Below are 14464 nucleotides of genomic sequence, written 5' to 3' on the forward strand. Positions count from 1 at the left end.
ATGGCACGCCGAGCGCTGTCACACCGACAGGTTGCCGGAAGAGTCATTCGGCGATCTTCCTCGACCGATGTCGGCGGCCTGTCGATGGCGCCCATCTGGCCACCCTCGGCAGCACCAGCGCGAGGGATTCCCGGGGCCGCCATGCGAACCGGTGCCGAATTCCGTGGGAGGTGAACGTTGCTGCATAAGCTTGTCATTCACCTCGCGCGTGAGCGGCGGCTCGACGCCCTATCTTCGTCGGGGCGTCGGGAGTCGGTCCACCGCGGTCAGCCCGGCGTGTGGCCTGGGTGGAGCTCCGGCTCTTATTAAAGGTTATCTGTTAACCTTTAATAAGGAGGTGGCGTGGCTAAGTTTGCGCAGCGGCGGTGGGTTGGCAACTCGGATGGCGGGGGCCTGTCTCGACGAGATCGTGGCTCCGGCACGTACCACGTGTATCTGCCCGATTCGTTGGCTGGTCGCCGCATCGTTTTGAACTGCGAAACCGCCGCCGACGTCGTCGATGCGGAGGTGGCGATCACCCGTCTCGATACGGAGGCGGTGGCGCTCGTCGAGACGGAAGCGTTGTCTCGGTTGCTGCTGCGCGCCGAGGCCATCGCATCGTCACGGATCGAGGGGTTGGTGGTCGGCGCGCGTCGACTGTTGCGCGCGGAGGCGGCGCGTCAGCTCGAAGGAGAATCATCGGATGTGACGGCCGCCGAGGTGCTGGCGAATATCGATGCCATGGCTGTGGCCGCCAATGCGGTCGGCCGTGGTGAGCCGATCACCGAAGATGTTCTGCTCGAGATTCATCGACGGTTGCTCGCGGGCACCAGGCTCGCACAGCATCGCGGATGTTTACGAGAGGTACAGAACTGGATCGGTGGCAGCTCCTTCAATCCCTGCTCGGCCGTCTTCGTTCCGCCACCGCCGGAGCTCGTACCCGAGTTGATGGCGGACTTGATCTCGTTCTGCAATAGCGACGATCTGCCCGCTGTCGCGCAGGCCGCCATCGCGCACGCGCAGTTCGAGACAATCCACCCGTTCATCGACGGCAACGGCCGAACCGGTCGCGCGTTGATCCACCTGATACTGCGCCGCCGCGGCGTGGCGGAACGTGTCGTCGCGCCTGTGTCGCTGATTCTCGCCACCTGGAGCGACAGCTACATCGACGGTCTGACTCGCTTTCGGCACGTGGGTGCGCCCGATTCCGATCAGGCTACCGACGATCTGAACACTTGGGTGGCGCGTTTCGCCGCCGCCTGCACTCGTGCGGCGCAGGACGCTACCGCTTTCGAGCTGAAGGCTTCGGAGTTGCAAAGGTCGTGGCGGGATCGAGTGGCGCCGGTACGAGCGAACTCCGCGCTGGACCTGCTGCTCGCCAAACTGGTCGGAGCTCCGGTCCTCACCGTAGCGACGGCGTCGGCACTCATCGGACGCAGTTTTCCCGCTACAAACGCCGCCGTGCAGCGTTTGGCCGAAGCCGGAATTCTCCGCCAGCTCAGCGTGGGCCGCCGCAACAGGGCCTTCGAGTCACCCGAGGCGATCAGTGCTTTCACCGCCCTGGAACGGCGTCTCGCCAGCCCGGATGGAGACACGCAAACATCCGACCCAGCACGTCCGGTGCCGTCGAAGAATATGCCGCCCGACCGCTGACCGAGGGCCACCGCGGAGTTGGGGGCATGACGGCGGACACTGCCACAGCAAGGCCTGCGTCGGCCTCGCACGTTGCGGCGACGACACATTGCAGAGGCGCGCGACAATCTCCTCGTGCGGACGGATGCCAGATCCGATGAATGACGGCGGCTGCGCGACTGGGGTACATTCGTCTGAATCATCCGCTGGTAGAGGGGGACAGAGGCATGGCGGGGGAACAGCCATCACTGTCGATCGACACCGCTGAGGTCAAAGCATTGAGACGCTTGGCATTCGATGTTGCCACTCAATGCCGGGACGGGTACTCCGCGCTGGAGACCGACGTGCGAGACATGTTGGAGAGTTGGACGGGGAACAATTCCGGCGCTTTCACGGTCGGGTGGGAGGAGTTCCACCAGGGGGCGGTGCAGGTGTGGGACGCGCTGTTCGAGCTGGCGGAGAAGCTCGGTGTCACTGCCGACACCGTTCGTGAGACCGACCAGGCTTTCGCCACCGGCGTCAGCTCGTTGGACCTTCCTTGAAAGGTGGGGCACCGCATGTCCGACGCACAGGCCTTCTCGGTGGATCTCGCCAAACTCGACAACTTGGCTGCCCGCATCCGCGGCTTCGCCGGGCTGCTGTCCGATCAGCTGGCGGCAATCGATCAGAAAGCCAAGGAGGTCGACGCCGCGTCGGCCGGGGCCGTGATGGGGGCCTACCGCGAGGCGCACGACGAATGGCTAGCGGGTGCTACGGATATTCGAGAAGGGCTCACCGCTTTGGAAGAGGCCGTGAAGCTCGCCCATGAGGGCTACACCGGCGCTGTAGCCGAGGGCCTGCGGATTCTCGGCATATGACGGCTCTGGCTGTCGATCCGAGGGCCTACTATCAAGCGGCCACCAACTGCTTCGACGCCGCGTCAGCGCTTCGCGACAGTTTTCTGTACATCTTCGCGGAGCTGGCCGCATGTGGATCGATGGCGGGCGTGGACGAGAACGGCCAGGAGTGGGCGCGTTCGTACAACACCTCGGCCTACGAGGCTGTGGGTTTCTTCCAGGATGTCCACTCCACCCTGTACGCGTATGGCAGCGCCCTCAACGACATCGGCTTCACTCATGCTCGAGCCGACGCCACCGTGAAGGGCGCGCCGCAACCGGACCGGCCCACAGACCCGGGCATGCCGGTTTTCGGACCCTTTTCGGTCCCCGCCTCCGCAGGCGGCCCTGGCCAGGGCATCGTGGACAAAGGCATCAATATCATCAGCCACATCGGCATACCTGTCCCTGACGGCGATACCGGGAAACTCGCCAAGGCGGCCGATGCCTGGGACCGTCTCGGCACGATCTACCAGAACACGAATGCCCGCGACAAGATCACGATCGCGGCGAGTTTGTTCGACAGCGTCACCGCCGACGACGCAGGCTACATCCGAGACGACCTCAAATCCCTCGCGAACTCGATTGATCAACTGCTGACCGCCTGCACGCAGATCAGCCAGTCCTGCATCGCGTATAAGGACGCGCTGACGGAACTCCGCGACGAGATCAAGGGCTTCCTGAAGTCTCTAGCTCAGGATCTCGCCATCGACGCCGCGATCACGGTCGGCCTCTCGCTGATCAGCTTCGGGGCAGGAGCGGTCACCGCCGGCAAGGCTCTGCTCACAGTGCAGAAATGGGCCGGAAAGATCAAGGACGGTGTAATCGCCTGGCGAGCCCGTAAGGCGCTCCAGATCGCGGGCATCCGACAGGAGGCGAAGGATGCCGTTGTCAAGGCCAGGAAAGTTGTCACCGACCTACGCGATCGCCTGCGGAAGAAGATCGACGACGTCGAGAAGGCGCCACCGAAGGTGGGGCCCAAGAATGCGGACGAAGTAAGAAATGAACTCGATTCCAGAACGGCGCCCGGGAGAAACAAGCCGAACAGGCAACTGGACTCCGATGCCGAGATCAGGCAGCTGTACGAGGACTTGACCAGGGGCGCTGATACGCTGGATGTCGGTAACTATCCCGGCAGGGGTGCTCGCTTGGAAGACGGTACGGAGATAAGAATCAGAGACAAAAGCGAATCGGGTGGTGTGACCATCGACATCCTTTATCCGGGAAGTAAGAGGCCAGTAAAGGTGCATCTGCCGTGATCGAGAAGCTGGAGAATTTTCTTCTCTACAATGTCTCCGACGATTGGGCGGCCATCGGTGAATTCGACGGCACGGTTGAGAAGATCGCCCCCGAAGAATATTCGCGTGCATACGTTCTCACAATACTCCGAGAGTTGGCTGACAAAGGTTACATCGATTTCGGTGCATTCCCGGGCTGCGGTCGGTCGTGGGAGGCGTGGGCCGTCGGTACGGAGGAAGCAATCAGGCGTGTCTCCCACGGCTATAACGGAGTTCCTGGATATTTAGGCATACGCGACGACGAGATCGGCTCCAATGAGGTGTTCAGGGCGAAGCTCACTGAGGATGGTCGACGTCGACTGCAAGAATTGGGTGATCCGTACGAGAACTACGGCGATCCTTGGGCAGATGATCCCTACTTGCATGCCTAAGACCGAAATCGAGCCGCCTCGCCAACCATGCTCCCGCGAGTGGCACATCGCCGAGAGGTCTACTCGCGATTTGCCACTGCCGTGTGCCACTCACAGCCGTCGTGCAGGTTGCGGGAACGCCCACAGCTGAAACTTGACTCCCTCGCCGAACGGGTTGCTGCCGAGGGAGGTTCGTTCGGGGCGTGCTTCCGACCGCGGAGCCCGGTGACTTCATCATCGAGCCCGTTGGGTGTAGTGCGATTTAGGGATCGAAACGTGTTCAGCTGTGGTCGAATTCGCCCTCTTTGGTTCCGGCCAGGAAGGTGTCCCATGCGGCGGGGGTGAACGTCAGGGCCGGGCCGGTCGGGTTCTTGGAGTCGCGTGTGCCGACCATGCCGTCGTCCAGGTGGGCGACCTCTACGCACTGGCCGTTGGACTCGCTGAAGCTGCTCTTGAACCAGCTTGCTCCGGATAGGTCAACGGTCACCGTCAAAACTCCTTGCTGCCCGGCGGAGCAGGTCGCGCGTGGTCTTCTCGTCCAGGGCCGTCTCCCGGATGGCGTCGGCCATTTCAGTGTAACGCTGCACCAATTCGGGCCTTTCCAAGTAGAGATCGCTGCTCATACCACCGTCGAGGTAGACGACCGGCGGTTCGATCGGCCTGCCTTTGTTGTCAGTGCCGAAGTCCAGGAGCACGAACGAGCCGTGCAGGATGCCGCGCGTGTATCCGGCTGAGCATGGGTGGATGCGCAGGGTGACGTTCGGCCGTGTGCTGACATCGGCTAGGTAGCGGTGCTGCTCTGACATCACTTTCGGTCCTCCGACGACCCGGTATAGCGCTGATTCGTCGAGGAGCACGTGCAGGTCCACAGGGCGCGTCTTGCGGGTGACGGCCACTTGCCTGTTGAGGCGCACCCGGACGCGTTGTTCGATTTCCTCGGCGGGACCGTCGTGCAGAAAAGCGCTGATCAGCGCCCGTGCATAGTCGGCGGTTTGCAGCAATCCAGGCACCTGCACGGCGTAAGAAGTCAGCCGCCGAGCCGACCGCTCCATGCCGACGTACATGTTGAAGGCATCCGAGAACAACCCGCCGAGCGGAGTGATCCCGTCCTCGTCCCGTGCCGTTGCCGCGCGCGATGCCAACCCCACCGCCTGTTCGGTCTGTTCGGGGTTCACCTCGTACAACATGCACAGCTCGCGCACGTCCTGGCGGCGGGGCTTCACGGCGCGGCCGGTTTCCAGGCGCTGTAGTCCGTTGAAGCTGAGCTGAACTTCTTTGGCGGCGATGGCGATCGTCAGACCACGGCCTTCGCGCGCCTCGCGCAGAAATCTGCCGAGCTGGCGGCGCAGCAGCGTCGGCGACTCGATCTCGGTCATCGGTATTCCCCCAGGTAAATGAATCCAGCACTCGGTCTGAACTGCATCCATTGATACCCCAAAAGTCGATGCGGTCTTGGGCTTTCGGAGAAGTTGTCCTGAATATGCGGATCTGGTCTGTGAGGCCGTGGTCCGGCTGGTGTGCTGTGCGTGCGCCAGGCCGCTGAACAGGGTTTTGTCGGTTCGAAGCGGCGAAGCATTCCGCGATAGGGCGCACTTCCGACCTACTCGACGGCAGGGGGATCACCATGCAGGAAGTCCCGTTTCGAGACACCCCGACCACCCGGTGCGCGTTCTACCGCCGTATAGGCGGACTCGCTGCGGGCGTTGACCCGCACACCGGACGCATCACGGTCCCGGCCGGGAGCGTATGGGGACTGGGGATGGCTGGGTATGTCGGTTATGAGGTCCGCGAGGAACTCCGGCGGCGTGGATGTGCGACGGGACCGATCGTGTCGTACCCGAGATCGCGAAGCTGGGTCTTCCTTGTGCGACCCGATCTACCGGACTCTCCCACGGTGTTCGCCCAGCTGTATCGGGCCGGTATCGCGGTCTATGGTCACGGCCGGGTGATCGCTTTGCCGTCTCCGGCCGACCGTCCTCCGGCGGTGCGGCATTGGGTCGAGCGGCCTCGGGACGGCTTCCGGCCCTCGGCGATGGTCGTGGTCACGGCGATCAGCCGATGCCTTCCGCCGCGAGCGATCGACTTGTCGGTGCTCGGCGCCGCAGGAGCTTCCGCGCCCACCGGGGAAGTGCGATGACCGTCGACCCGCGAACGCATCTGCACGAGAACGGATCTCGTGAGCTGTGCCTGCCCGGCACTCGAGCATTCTTCGATATCTTCAACGGCCGGACGCGGCCCGCGGACGCGATGATGGTGTCGGCCGTGGGACTGCTCGGCGTGTGGGTGCGGCATTACGAGAGCGGCAAGCGGGGTCGTCCCATGGATCGACGGCTCGCCTATTTGATGGACCTCCACATCTGGGCAATCGACCGACATGTCGAGGATCTGCTCGCGGCGGCGGGCCGAAAGGGCTACCGGCCCGCCGCTGACGCGCAGGAAATGCACTACTCCTATGGCGAGATGGTCAGCCTGCTCACGGCGGACTTCGTGCGATGCCGTCGCGAGGAGCGGCAACTCGGCGGGATCAGCGACGACCAGGTGCTCAACCATGTGCGGCACTGGGACGGGTTCAACGCCATGGTGGACGCGGTGGCCGCGGGGCGAGTACGGCTCGGTGCTTCGCGCACCGCGCAGGCTGGTTCTTCCGGACCGCAGGAGCCGAAGACGTGACGACTCCACGCCCGGAAGAGCCAGATGTCCACTTGCGCGTCCTGCTCGACGGCGTGAGTCTGGACTTCGCCGCCTGCCACACCGCAGCCATGCGGTTCATTCGCGAGTGGCGCGCCGTGCGGCCCGCTGCCGACCTCACCGTGATTCCGGGTAGCACAATCGCGTTGCCGCGATTGCCGTGCGAACGCCTCTACCTGGAACCGTGACGTGCGTCGACGCGGAACGATAGGTCTGCGAGCAGTAGCGTTCGAGTCACCCGATAGGGGAAGTGGCCTCAGCCATAGCAAGTCGTTGGAACCGGATGCGGCATCGAGACGTCGAAGTATGGTGCCGGGCCAAGTCCAGCGGGACACGTTCGGTCGGGTTGCGTGAGAACCATTGACAACGATCAGGGGAGTCGAGATGAGAATGGTCACGAAGTCTGCCATCGCCGGTGGTATTGCCATGGGGGCGGTGCTCGGAACGGCGGTGACCGCGTCGGCGGTACAGGAATTCGAAACGATCGCGGCGCACTGCTTCCCCTCACCGAAGGACGGAAGCTGTGTCACTCCTCCGAGCAACGTCAGCTGGGACGATTGCGAAATGGTCCGCCATGCCGCGGCGGACTGGTACTGCCGCGAGATAGCGCCCGGGCGCTACACCCTCACGCATAGCTGATCGTCAGCCGTGAGTGGCACATCATCGAAAGGTCTACTCGCGTTTCGCCCCGGCTGTGTGCCACTCGCGAAGCTCGTACGCGTCGGCGCGCTCCGGCGCGGCATCACCGCTGGAGATCGTCCGGTAGTACTCGGACCGATGTGGGCTCGGTGCGTTGGCTGTAAACGGCGGCCGCGACTCCCTGGTCGGGCGGATCTCCGACTATCGGGAGAGGGGTATCAACTCGCGCGAATCAGAACTCCAGGTCCGACCACGGGATGTGGATCGGGAACGGGAAGTCGATGGTGATGGTGTCGGAGTCGTTCGGTGACCACTCGCCGATCAGGAGGTAGTTGGCCGGATGCAGCGGTCGGACGTCGTGTGGGAGCTTGCCGGGGGAGGTTTCCAGTGCGTGCGCGCGGACCATTGCGATGGTGTTCGTCCTGCGAGCGAGCGTCACCTCCCAGTACCAGGGGATGCCCGCATCGGCGTAACGCCTCTGCTCGTCGAAAGGATCGATCTCGTTGCTCGACGGAGAATGGATTCGGCCCACGAGTAGCACGTCTTGGGCGCGGATGTCCTGGTAGGGAGCGTCGAGGCGGCGGTAGACGAGGACGTCGGGGGTGGCGAAGTCCGACTTGCCGGTGGTGCCGAAGAAGACGTTGGTTTCGAAATCCACGCGCCACCAGCTTTGCGGCTGCTCGGCCATGCCATCGCGGGCGCAGCGCTTGAGTGCGCCGGCCAGCGCGAAGGTGAATGCTTGATGTTCGGCAGATTCCCGCTGTCGCCAGACGACGCGCCCGTTCCGCAGCTCGATCTGTGCGGCGATCTCCTCGGGTAGCCGCTCGAGCTCCTCCCAGGTCATGAACTCCGGGAGATCGGGTCGTTCGACGCCTGGGCTCGACATAGCCTCATGGTAGACCGGTGGCAGCTCATTTCCGCTGGTCACAAACCGGATGAAACGCCGTGCTCACAGACCCGGATTTTGCCCCGGTGAACCCCTTGCCTACACTAGAGCGGTTGCCTGGGCACCTCCATGTCCGCATGCGTGCGCTCGGGCGATCGAACCTCCTCCGGTCGGCAAGTGTCGGCCGGACCATCCGAATTGTCGTAGGCCCACCGCTGGGCATGCCGATGTGCATGTCAGCGCTGTATGGGAACCGCGGCGAGAAAGGTGTCTAGGTCGAACCATGACCATGACTGATCCGATCGCAGACTTCCTGACACGTCTGCGCAACGCCAACTCGGCGTACCACGATCAGGTGAAGGCTCCGCACTCGAAGCTCAAGGCGAACATCGCCGAGATCCTCAAGCGCGAGGGCTACATCGCCGACTACCGGACCGAGGACGCACAGGTGGGCAAGACGCTCATCGTCGACCTCAAGTACGGCCCGAGCCGCGAGCGCAGCCTCGCAGGCGTGCGCCGTGTCTCCAAGCCCGGTCTGCGCGTGTACGCGAAATCCACCAATCTGCCCAAGGTGCTCGGCGGCCTCGGCGTGGCGATCATCTCCACGTCCTCCGGCCTGTTGACCGACAAGCAGGCGGCCAAGCAGGGCGTGGGCGGCGAAGTCCTCGCCTACGTCTGGTAAGGGAGGTCAGGACAATGTCGCGTATTGGTAAGAAGCCCATCGCAATCCCGGCCGGTGTCGATGTCGCCATCGACGGCCAGGACATCTCGGTGAAGGGGCCCAAGGGCGCCCTGTCGCTCACCATCGCCGAGCCGATCACCGTCGCCAAGGGCGAGGACGGCCAGCTCGAGGTCGTTCGCCCGGACGACGAGCGCCGCAGCCGCGCTCTGCACGGCCTGACCCGCACCCTTGTGTCGAACATGATCGTCGGTGTGACCCAGGGCTACGAGAAGAAGATGGAAATCTTCGGCGTCGGTTACCGCGTCGCGCTGAAGGGCCAGAACCTCGAGTTCGCCCTCGGCTACAGCCACCCGGTGCCGATCGAGGCGCCCGAGGGCATCACTTTTGCGGTGGAATCGCCCACCAAGTTCTCCGTGTCCGGAATCGACAAGCAGAAGGTCGGCCAGATTTCGGCGGTCATCCACGGCCTGCGCAAGCCCGACCCGTACAAGGGCAAGGGCATCCGCTACGCCGGCGAGGTCGTTCGCCGCAAGGTCGGAAAGACGGGTAAGTGATCATGGCGCAAACCGAAAACCAGAAGGCCAAGCGCATCCCCCTGGGCAAGGACGTGTCGACCCAGCGCCGTCTGTCGAAGACGCGCCGTCACTTCCGTCTGCGCAAGAAGGTGGAAGGAACCACCGAGCGTCCGCGCCTGGTGGTCAACCGCTCCTCGCGGCACCTGCACGCGCAACTGGTGGACGACTCGGCGGGCAAGACCATCGCCGCCGCCTCGACCATCGAGGCCGACGTGCGGGCGCTGGACGGCGACAAGTCGGCCAAGAGCAAGAAGGTCGGCGCCCTGCTGGCCGAGCGGGCCAAGGCCGCCGGTGTCGAGGCCGTCGTGTTCGACCGTGGTGGCCACGATTACCACGGCCGGATCGCCGCACTGGCCGACGCCGCTCGCGAAGGTGGGTTGAAATTCTGATGATCGATAACAAGAACGGAAGGAACGTCTGATGCCGGGACGTCAGAGGCGTGACGGCGGAAGCGGACCCGCCGGACAGAATGGCAGCGCCCCCGAGGGCGGCCGCGGCGACCGTCGCGGTGGCGGCGACCGTCGGGGCGGCGGCGACCGTCGCGACAACGCCGCCGAGAAGAACCAGCTCGAGCGGGTCGTCGCGATCAACCGCGTCTCCAAGGTCGTGAAGGGTGGTCGGCGCTTCAGCTTCACCGCCCTGGTGATCGTCGGTGACGGCAACGGTCTGGTCGGCGTCGGCTACGGCAAGGCCAAGGAAGTTCCCGCGGCGATTCAGAAGGGCGTCGAAGAGGCTCGCAAGAACTTCTTCCGCGTTCCGATGATCGGCTCCACCATCACCCACCCGGTTCAGGGTGAGGCTGCCGCCGGTGTGGTCATGCTGCGCCCGGCTTCGCCCGGTACCGGTGTGATCGCCGGTGGCGCGGCTCGTGCCGTGCTGGAATGCGCCGGTATCCACGACATTCTGGCGAAGTCGCTCGGTAGCGACAACGCCATCAACGTCGTGCACGCGACTGTCACTGCCCTCAAGCAGCTGCAGCGTCCGGAAGAGGTCGCGGCCCGTCGTGGCCTGCCGCTCGAGGACGTCGCCCCTGCCGGCATGCTGCGTGCGCGCGCTCAGGCTGCCGGAGGTGTCAAGTAATGGCAGATCTCAAGGTGACCCAGATCAAGAGTTCGATCGGCGCCAAGCAGAATCAGCGGGACAGCCTTCGGACCCTCGGTCTGCGCGGTATCCGCAAGACCGTGGTCCGCGAGGACAATGCCCAGAACCGCGGGCTGATCAACGTCGTGCGCCACCTCGTGACCGTTGAGGAGGTCTGACATGACCATCAAATTGCACCACCTGCGTCCGGCTCCCGGCGCCAAGACCGAGAAGATCCGTGTGGGTCGCGGTGAGGGCTCCAAGGGCAAGACCGCGGGCCGTGGTACCAAGGGCACCAAGGCGCGCAAGAACGTCCCGGCCGCCTTCGAGGGCGGGCAGATGCCGCTGCACATGCGGCTGCCCAAGCTCAAGGGCTTCACGAACCCGTTCCGCACGGAATACCAGGTCGTGAACGTCGGTGCCATCGCGAAGCTGTTCCCCGAGGGCGGCGAGGTCGGCAAGGCCGAGCTCGTGGCGGCCGGCGCGGTTCGCAAGAACCAGCTGGTCAAGGTCCTCGGCGATGGTGAGATCGGCGTCGCGGTCCAGGTGACCGTGGACAAGGTCACCGGCTCGGCGAAAGAGAAGATCACCGCCGCCGGTGGCACCGTCACCGAGCTGGGCTGACGGTACTCTGCATGACAGCGGCACCGGACGAGTGAACTGCTCGTCCGGTGCCACTGTTAGAGTTCAATTGTTGTCTGCCAAGCCTCGTCGTGGTTTTCGGCGTCCCTTCTGTGTCGAGCAGGGACATCGCTGAACATCCATGTCATGACCATGTCGTTCGCCAGGAGGATCAGTGCTTTCCGCCTTCGTATCGGCCTTCCGGACTCCGGACTTACGGCGGAAGATTCTCTTCACGCTGGGGTTGATCGCGTTGTACCGGCTGGGTGCCTCGCTGCCGTCCCCCGGCGTCGACTACAAGGCTGTCCAGGAGTGTATCGACCTGGTCTCCGGTGGTGAATCGGGCGGCATCTACCAGCTGATCAACCTGTTCTCCGGTGGTGCGCTGCTGCAGCTGTCGGTCTTCGCGATCGGCATCATGCCCTACATCACCGCGAGCATCATCATCCAGCTGCTCACCGTCGTCATCCCGCGGTTCGAGGAACTGCGCAAGGAAGGCCAAGCAGGCCAGACGAAGATGACGCAGTACACCCGATATCTGGCGGTCGCCTTGGCGATCCTGCAGGCCACCGGTCTGGTCGCACTGGCGGCCCGCGGTCAGCTGCTGCAGGGCTGCCAGAAGGACATCCTGGCCGACACCAGCATCTTCGGCATGATCATCATCGTGCTCGTGATGACCGCGGGCGCTTCGCTGGTGATGTGGTTCGGCGAGCAGATCACCGAGCGCGGCATCGGCAACGGCATGTCCCTGCTGATCTTCGCCGGTATCGCCGCTCGCATCCCGAGCGAGGGCAAGGCGATTCTGGACAGCCGGGGCGGTCTGGTATTCGGCCTGGTGTGCGTCGCCGCGCTGGCGATCGTCGCCGCGGTGATCTTCGTCGAGCAGGGCCAGCGCCGCATCCCGGTGCAGTACGCCAAGCGTGTGGTCGGCCGCAAGATGTACGGCGGCTCCTCGACCTACCTGCCGCTGAAGGTGAACCAGGCGGGTGTCATCCCGGTCATCTTCGCCTCGTCGCTGCTGTATCTGCCGAACCTGGTGGCGCAGCTGACCGGCGCGCAGAACAACCAGAACCCGAGCTGGTGGCAGGAGATCATCCAGAAATACCTGGTGAACCCGGGCAACCCGGTGTACATCGCGATCTACTTCAGTTTGATCGTGTTCTTCACCTACTTCTACGTCGCGATCACCTTCAACCCGGAGGAGCGCGCCGACGAGATGAAGAAGTTCGGCGGCTTCATCCCGGGCTACCGGCCCGGCAAGCCGACCGCCGACTACCTCAACTTCGTCCTGAGCCGTATCACCCTCCCCGGCTCGATCTATCTCGGTCTGGTCGCTGTGCTGCCGAACCTGTTCCTCGACATCGGCGCCTCCGGTGGTACCCAGAACCTTCCGTTCGGCGGTACCGCGGTGCTGATCATGGTGAGCGTCGGTTTGGACACCGTGAAGCAGATCGAGAGCCAGCTGATGAATCGAAATTACGAAGGGTTCCTCAAGTGAGAGTTGTACTGCTCGGTCCGCCGGGCGCCGGTAAAGGCACCCAGGCTGTCCTGCTGTCGGAGAAGCTGGGCGTTCCGCACATCTCCACCGGGGACCTGTTCCGCGCGAATATCAGCCAGCAGACCCCGTTGGGCCGCGAGGCGCAGAAGTACATGGACGCGGGCGACCTGGTGCCCAGCGATGTGACCAATCGCATGGTGGAGGCGCGGGTCAACGAGCCCGATGCCGCCAACGGGTTCGTACTCGACGGATACCCGCGCACGGTGGATCAGGCCGATGCGCTGGAGAAGATCCTCAAGAACATGAACACCAAGCTCGACGCGGTGCTGCGCTTCGTCGTGCCGGAGGACACCGTGGTCGAGCGGATGCTCGCCCGTGGCCGCACCGATGACAACGAGGGTGTGATCCGCAACCGCCTGCGGGTGTACCGCGAAGAGACCGAACCGCTGCTGGAGCACTACGACGGCCTGGTCGTCTCGGTGGACGGCGTCGGCGAGGTCGATGACGTCAACGCGCGGGCGCTTCGCGCGCTGGGCCACTGAGTCAGCTCACGATGGAGCGCTGAGGCGGGATGGTCTTCAACCGTAAGAAGAAGGTCGTGCCGTTCCGGACGGCAGGCGAACTGGATGCCATGGCGGCGGCCGGCGCGATCGTCGGCCGCGCCTTGGTAGCCGTGCGCGCGGCCGCGAAGCCCGGGGTGTCCACCCTGGAACTGGACGAGGTCGCCGAGCAGGTGATCCGGGACGCGGGCGCGGTGCCGTCGTTCAAGGGCTACCACGGCTTCCCCGCGTCGATCTGCGCGTCGGTGAACGATCGCGTGGTGCACGGGATCCCGACGGCGGAGGAGATCCTCACCGAAGGCGACCTGGTCTCCATCGACTGCGGGGCGATTCTCGACGGATGGCACGGTGATTCGGCCTGGACCTTCGGTGTAGGGATGATCATCGAGGCCGACCGCCTGCTCAGCGAGGCGACCAAGTCGTCGATGGAGGCGGGAATCGCGGCGATGCTGCCCGGTAACCGGCTGACCGACGTTTCGCACGCGATCGAGCTCGGCACCCGGGCGGCCGAGAAGGAGCACGGGCGCGCTTACGGCATCGTCGACGGCTACGGTGGGCACGCCATCGGCCGCGAGATGCACCTCGACCCGTTCCTCGCCAACGAAGGCGAGCCGGGTAAGGGCCCGAAGCTCGTGGTCGGGTCGGTGCTCGCGATCGAGCCGATGCTCACGCTCGGCACCACCCAGACGAAGGTGCTCGACGACGACTGGACCGTGGTCACCGTGGACGGCAGTCGTGCGGCACATTGGGAGCACACTGTCGCCGTCACGGAGGACGGACCCCGGATCCTGACGCTGCGTCCGGAGTAGCGCACGGTGGGCGGCCGTCGGGCGGCCCGGTTCGGTAACACTGCGCGGCGAGGAAACGAGCCGCACCGACGCCAGGCTTCCTGGTCGATCTCGCCGCGTCTCCGCGTGTCGACACCTTGCGCCGACACGCCCATCGGGCGATACCCAGCTTTCGCTGGATCGGTGACGTCGTTCCTTGCACCCGCGTCCTGCGCGTTGAGCCGAAGCGGTGGACCCGAGGCGGGGCCCGTGCGGGGTGGAACGGTTACTTTCTCCTTGGTTCGATACTGTTCTGAACGATGCCGTCAGCGTA

General features: G+C 64.4%; 20 protein-coding genes. 17 read left to right on the top strand and 3 right to left on the bottom strand.

From position 1 onward, the window contains the following. Positions 1 to 342: 342 nt before the first annotated feature. From ACGF7Y_RS17505 to ACGF7Y_RS17525, 5 genes are all read left to right on the top strand, one after another. Positions 343 to 1632 (top strand): Fic family protein, encoded by a 1290-nt coding sequence (locus ACGF7Y_RS17505; RefSeq protein WP_393234806.1) that lies wholly within the window; start codon positions 343 to 345, stop codon positions 1630 to 1632. 206 nt (positions 1633 to 1838) lie between these two features. Then, on the top strand, positions 1839 to 2153 hold the full coding sequence (locus ACGF7Y_RS17510; RefSeq protein WP_393234809.1) for a WXG100 family type VII secretion target: 315 nt from the start codon (positions 1839 to 1841) through the stop codon (positions 2151 to 2153). A 15-nt stretch (positions 2154 to 2168) separates the two neighbouring features. Beyond that, positions 2169 to 2468, top strand: a complete 300-nt coding sequence (locus ACGF7Y_RS17515) for a WXG100 family type VII secretion target (protein ID WP_195098883.1) — start codon at positions 2169 to 2171, stop codon at positions 2466 to 2468. Beyond that, on the top strand, positions 2465 to 3745 hold the full coding sequence (locus ACGF7Y_RS17520) for a hypothetical protein (RefSeq protein ID WP_393234811.1): 1281 nt from the start codon (positions 2465 to 2467) through the stop codon (positions 3743 to 3745). Before ACGF7Y_RS17515 ends, ACGF7Y_RS17520 begins: the two co-directional genes overlap by 4 nt. Continuing rightward, entirely contained in the window at positions 3742 to 4155 is a 414-nt protein-coding gene (locus tag ACGF7Y_RS17525) for a hypothetical protein (protein ID WP_393234814.1), read from the top strand. The genes ACGF7Y_RS17520 and ACGF7Y_RS17525 overlap by 4 nt, the downstream gene beginning before the upstream one ends. 259 nt (positions 4156 to 4414) lie before the next feature. On the opposite strand, the gene ACGF7Y_RS17530 is transcribed toward ACGF7Y_RS17525, so the two are convergent. Further along, positions 4415 to 4621, bottom strand: a complete 207-nt coding sequence (locus ACGF7Y_RS17530; protein WP_393234816.1) for a DUF397 domain-containing protein — start codon at positions 4619 to 4621, stop codon at positions 4415 to 4417. Continuing rightward, positions 4611 to 5510 (bottom strand): helix-turn-helix transcriptional regulator, encoded by a 900-nt coding sequence (locus tag ACGF7Y_RS17535; RefSeq protein ID WP_195150509.1) that lies wholly within the window; start codon positions 5508 to 5510, stop codon positions 4611 to 4613. The genes ACGF7Y_RS17530 and ACGF7Y_RS17535 overlap by 11 nt, the downstream gene beginning before the upstream one ends. Before the next feature lie 757 nt (positions 5511 to 6267). Between ACGF7Y_RS17535 and ACGF7Y_RS17540 the strand changes: the two genes are divergently transcribed. From ACGF7Y_RS17540 to ACGF7Y_RS17550, 3 genes are all read left to right on the top strand, one after another. Continuing rightward, positions 6268 to 6804 carry a hypothetical protein gene (locus ACGF7Y_RS17540; protein ID WP_393234819.1) on the top strand — a complete coding sequence of 179 codons (537 nt, stop codon included), beginning with the start codon at positions 6268 to 6270 and terminating at the stop codon, positions 6802 to 6804. Then, positions 6801 to 7010 (top strand): hypothetical protein, encoded by a 210-nt coding sequence (locus tag ACGF7Y_RS17545; protein WP_181722764.1) that lies wholly within the window; start codon positions 6801 to 6803, stop codon positions 7008 to 7010. The genes ACGF7Y_RS17540 and ACGF7Y_RS17545 overlap by 4 nt, the downstream gene beginning before the upstream one ends. Before the next feature lie 202 nt (positions 7011 to 7212). Then, positions 7213 to 7461, top strand: a complete 249-nt coding sequence (locus tag ACGF7Y_RS17550) for a hypothetical protein (RefSeq protein WP_393234823.1) — start codon at positions 7213 to 7215, stop codon at positions 7459 to 7461. 232 nt (positions 7462 to 7693) lie between these two features. On the opposite strand, the gene ACGF7Y_RS17555 is transcribed toward ACGF7Y_RS17550, so the two are convergent. Beyond that, positions 7694 to 8347: a Uma2 family endonuclease gene (locus ACGF7Y_RS17555; RefSeq protein WP_393234826.1), complete on the bottom strand. Its 654-nt coding sequence runs from the start codon at positions 8345 to 8347 to the stop codon at positions 7694 to 7696. A 283-nt stretch (positions 8348 to 8630) separates the two neighbouring features. Here ACGF7Y_RS17555 and rpsH point away from each other — a divergent pair, with 283 nt between their 5' ends. The 9 genes from rpsH to map all read left to right on the top strand — a co-directional run bounded on the left by rpsH (position 8631) and on the right by map (position 14172). Continuing rightward, positions 8631 to 9029, top strand: a complete 399-nt coding sequence (gene rpsH / locus ACGF7Y_RS17560) for a 30S ribosomal protein S8 (RefSeq protein ID WP_039795549.1) — start codon at positions 8631 to 8633, stop codon at positions 9027 to 9029. Positions 9030 to 9043: 14 nt separating this feature from the next. Continuing rightward, positions 9044 to 9583, top strand: coding sequence for a 50S ribosomal protein L6 (gene rplF, locus ACGF7Y_RS17565; RefSeq protein WP_181722761.1), 540 nt, complete (start codon positions 9044 to 9046; stop codon positions 9581 to 9583). 2 nt (positions 9584 to 9585) lie between these two features. Further along, on the top strand, positions 9586 to 9993 hold the full coding sequence (gene rplR / locus ACGF7Y_RS17570; protein ID WP_051174870.1) for a 50S ribosomal protein L18: 408 nt from the start codon (positions 9586 to 9588) through the stop codon (positions 9991 to 9993). A 31-nt stretch (positions 9994 to 10024) separates the two neighbouring features. Beyond that, on the top strand, positions 10025 to 10684 hold the full coding sequence (rpsE, locus tag ACGF7Y_RS17575) for a 30S ribosomal protein S5 (protein ID WP_039795557.1): 660 nt from the start codon (positions 10025 to 10027) through the stop codon (positions 10682 to 10684). After that, entirely contained in the window at positions 10684 to 10863 is a 180-nt protein-coding gene (rpmD, locus tag ACGF7Y_RS17580) for a 50S ribosomal protein L30 (RefSeq protein WP_040864898.1), read from the top strand. Before rpsE ends, rpmD begins: the two co-directional genes overlap by 1 nt. 1 nt (position 10864) lies before the next feature. Continuing rightward, complete coding sequence (gene rplO, locus ACGF7Y_RS17585) at positions 10865 to 11308, top strand: 50S ribosomal protein L15 (protein ID WP_051168540.1); 444 nt, start codon at positions 10865 to 10867, stop codon at positions 11306 to 11308. Positions 11309 to 11480: 172 nt separating this feature from the next. Continuing rightward, complete coding sequence (gene secY, locus ACGF7Y_RS17590; RefSeq protein WP_040864899.1) at positions 11481 to 12803, top strand: preprotein translocase subunit SecY; 1323 nt, start codon at positions 11481 to 11483, stop codon at positions 12801 to 12803. Further along, positions 12800 to 13345: an adenylate kinase gene (locus ACGF7Y_RS17595; protein ID WP_062971841.1), complete on the top strand. Its 546-nt coding sequence runs from the start codon at positions 12800 to 12802 to the stop codon at positions 13343 to 13345. The genes secY and ACGF7Y_RS17595 overlap by 4 nt, the downstream gene beginning before the upstream one ends. Positions 13346 to 13374: 29 nt before the next feature. After that, complete coding sequence (gene map / locus ACGF7Y_RS17600) at positions 13375 to 14172, top strand: type I methionyl aminopeptidase (protein ID WP_393234834.1); 798 nt, start codon at positions 13375 to 13377, stop codon at positions 14170 to 14172. Positions 14173 to 14464 lie beyond the last annotated feature (292 nt).

Source organism: Nocardia sp. NPDC047654 (genome assembly GCF_043205035.1).
Taxonomy (GTDB): domain Bacteria; phylum Actinomycetota; class Actinomycetes; order Mycobacteriales; family Mycobacteriaceae; genus Nocardia.

Bases quoted from the DNA above. Each gene is read 5' to 3' on its own strand.
- ACGF7Y_RS17535 (WP_195150509.1), bottom strand. From the start codon at position 5,510: ATGACCGAGATCGAGTCGCCGACGCTGCTGCGCCGCCAGCTCGGCAGA.
- ACGF7Y_RS17550 (WP_393234823.1), top strand. From the start codon at position 7,213: ATGGTCACGAAGTCTGCCATCGCCGGTGGTATTGCCATGGGGGCGGTG.
- rpmD (WP_040864898.1), top strand. From the start codon at position 10,684: ATGGCAGATCTCAAGGTGACCCAGATCAAGAGTTCGATCGGCGCCAAG.
- ACGF7Y_RS17510 (WP_393234809.1), top strand. From the start codon at position 1,839: ATGGCGGGGGAACAGCCATCACTGTCGATCGACACCGCTGAGGTCAAA.
- map (WP_393234834.1), top strand. From the start codon at position 13,375: ATGGTCTTCAACCGTAAGAAGAAGGTCGTGCCGTTCCGGACGGCAGGC.
- rplO (WP_051168540.1), top strand. From the start codon at position 10,865: ATGACCATCAAATTGCACCACCTGCGTCCGGCTCCCGGCGCCAAGACC.
- rplF (WP_181722761.1), top strand. From the start codon at position 9,044: ATGTCGCGTATTGGTAAGAAGCCCATCGCAATCCCGGCCGGTGTCGAT.
- ACGF7Y_RS17520 (WP_393234811.1), top strand. From the start codon at position 2,465: ATGACGGCTCTGGCTGTCGATCCGAGGGCCTACTATCAAGCGGCCACC.
- rpsE (WP_039795557.1), top strand. From the start codon at position 10,025: ATGCCGGGACGTCAGAGGCGTGACGGCGGAAGCGGACCCGCCGGACAG.
- ACGF7Y_RS17540 (WP_393234819.1), top strand. From the start codon at position 6,268: ATGACCGTCGACCCGCGAACGCATCTGCACGAGAACGGATCTCGTGAG.
- ACGF7Y_RS17555 (WP_393234826.1), bottom strand. From the start codon at position 8,347: ATGTCGAGCCCAGGCGTCGAACGACCCGATCTCCCGGAGTTCATGACC.
- rplR (WP_051174870.1), top strand. From the start codon at position 9,586: ATGGCGCAAACCGAAAACCAGAAGGCCAAGCGCATCCCCCTGGGCAAG.
- ACGF7Y_RS17515 (WP_195098883.1), top strand. From the start codon at position 2,169: ATGTCCGACGCACAGGCCTTCTCGGTGGATCTCGCCAAACTCGACAAC.
- rpsH (WP_039795549.1), top strand. From the start codon at position 8,631: ATGACCATGACTGATCCGATCGCAGACTTCCTGACACGTCTGCGCAAC.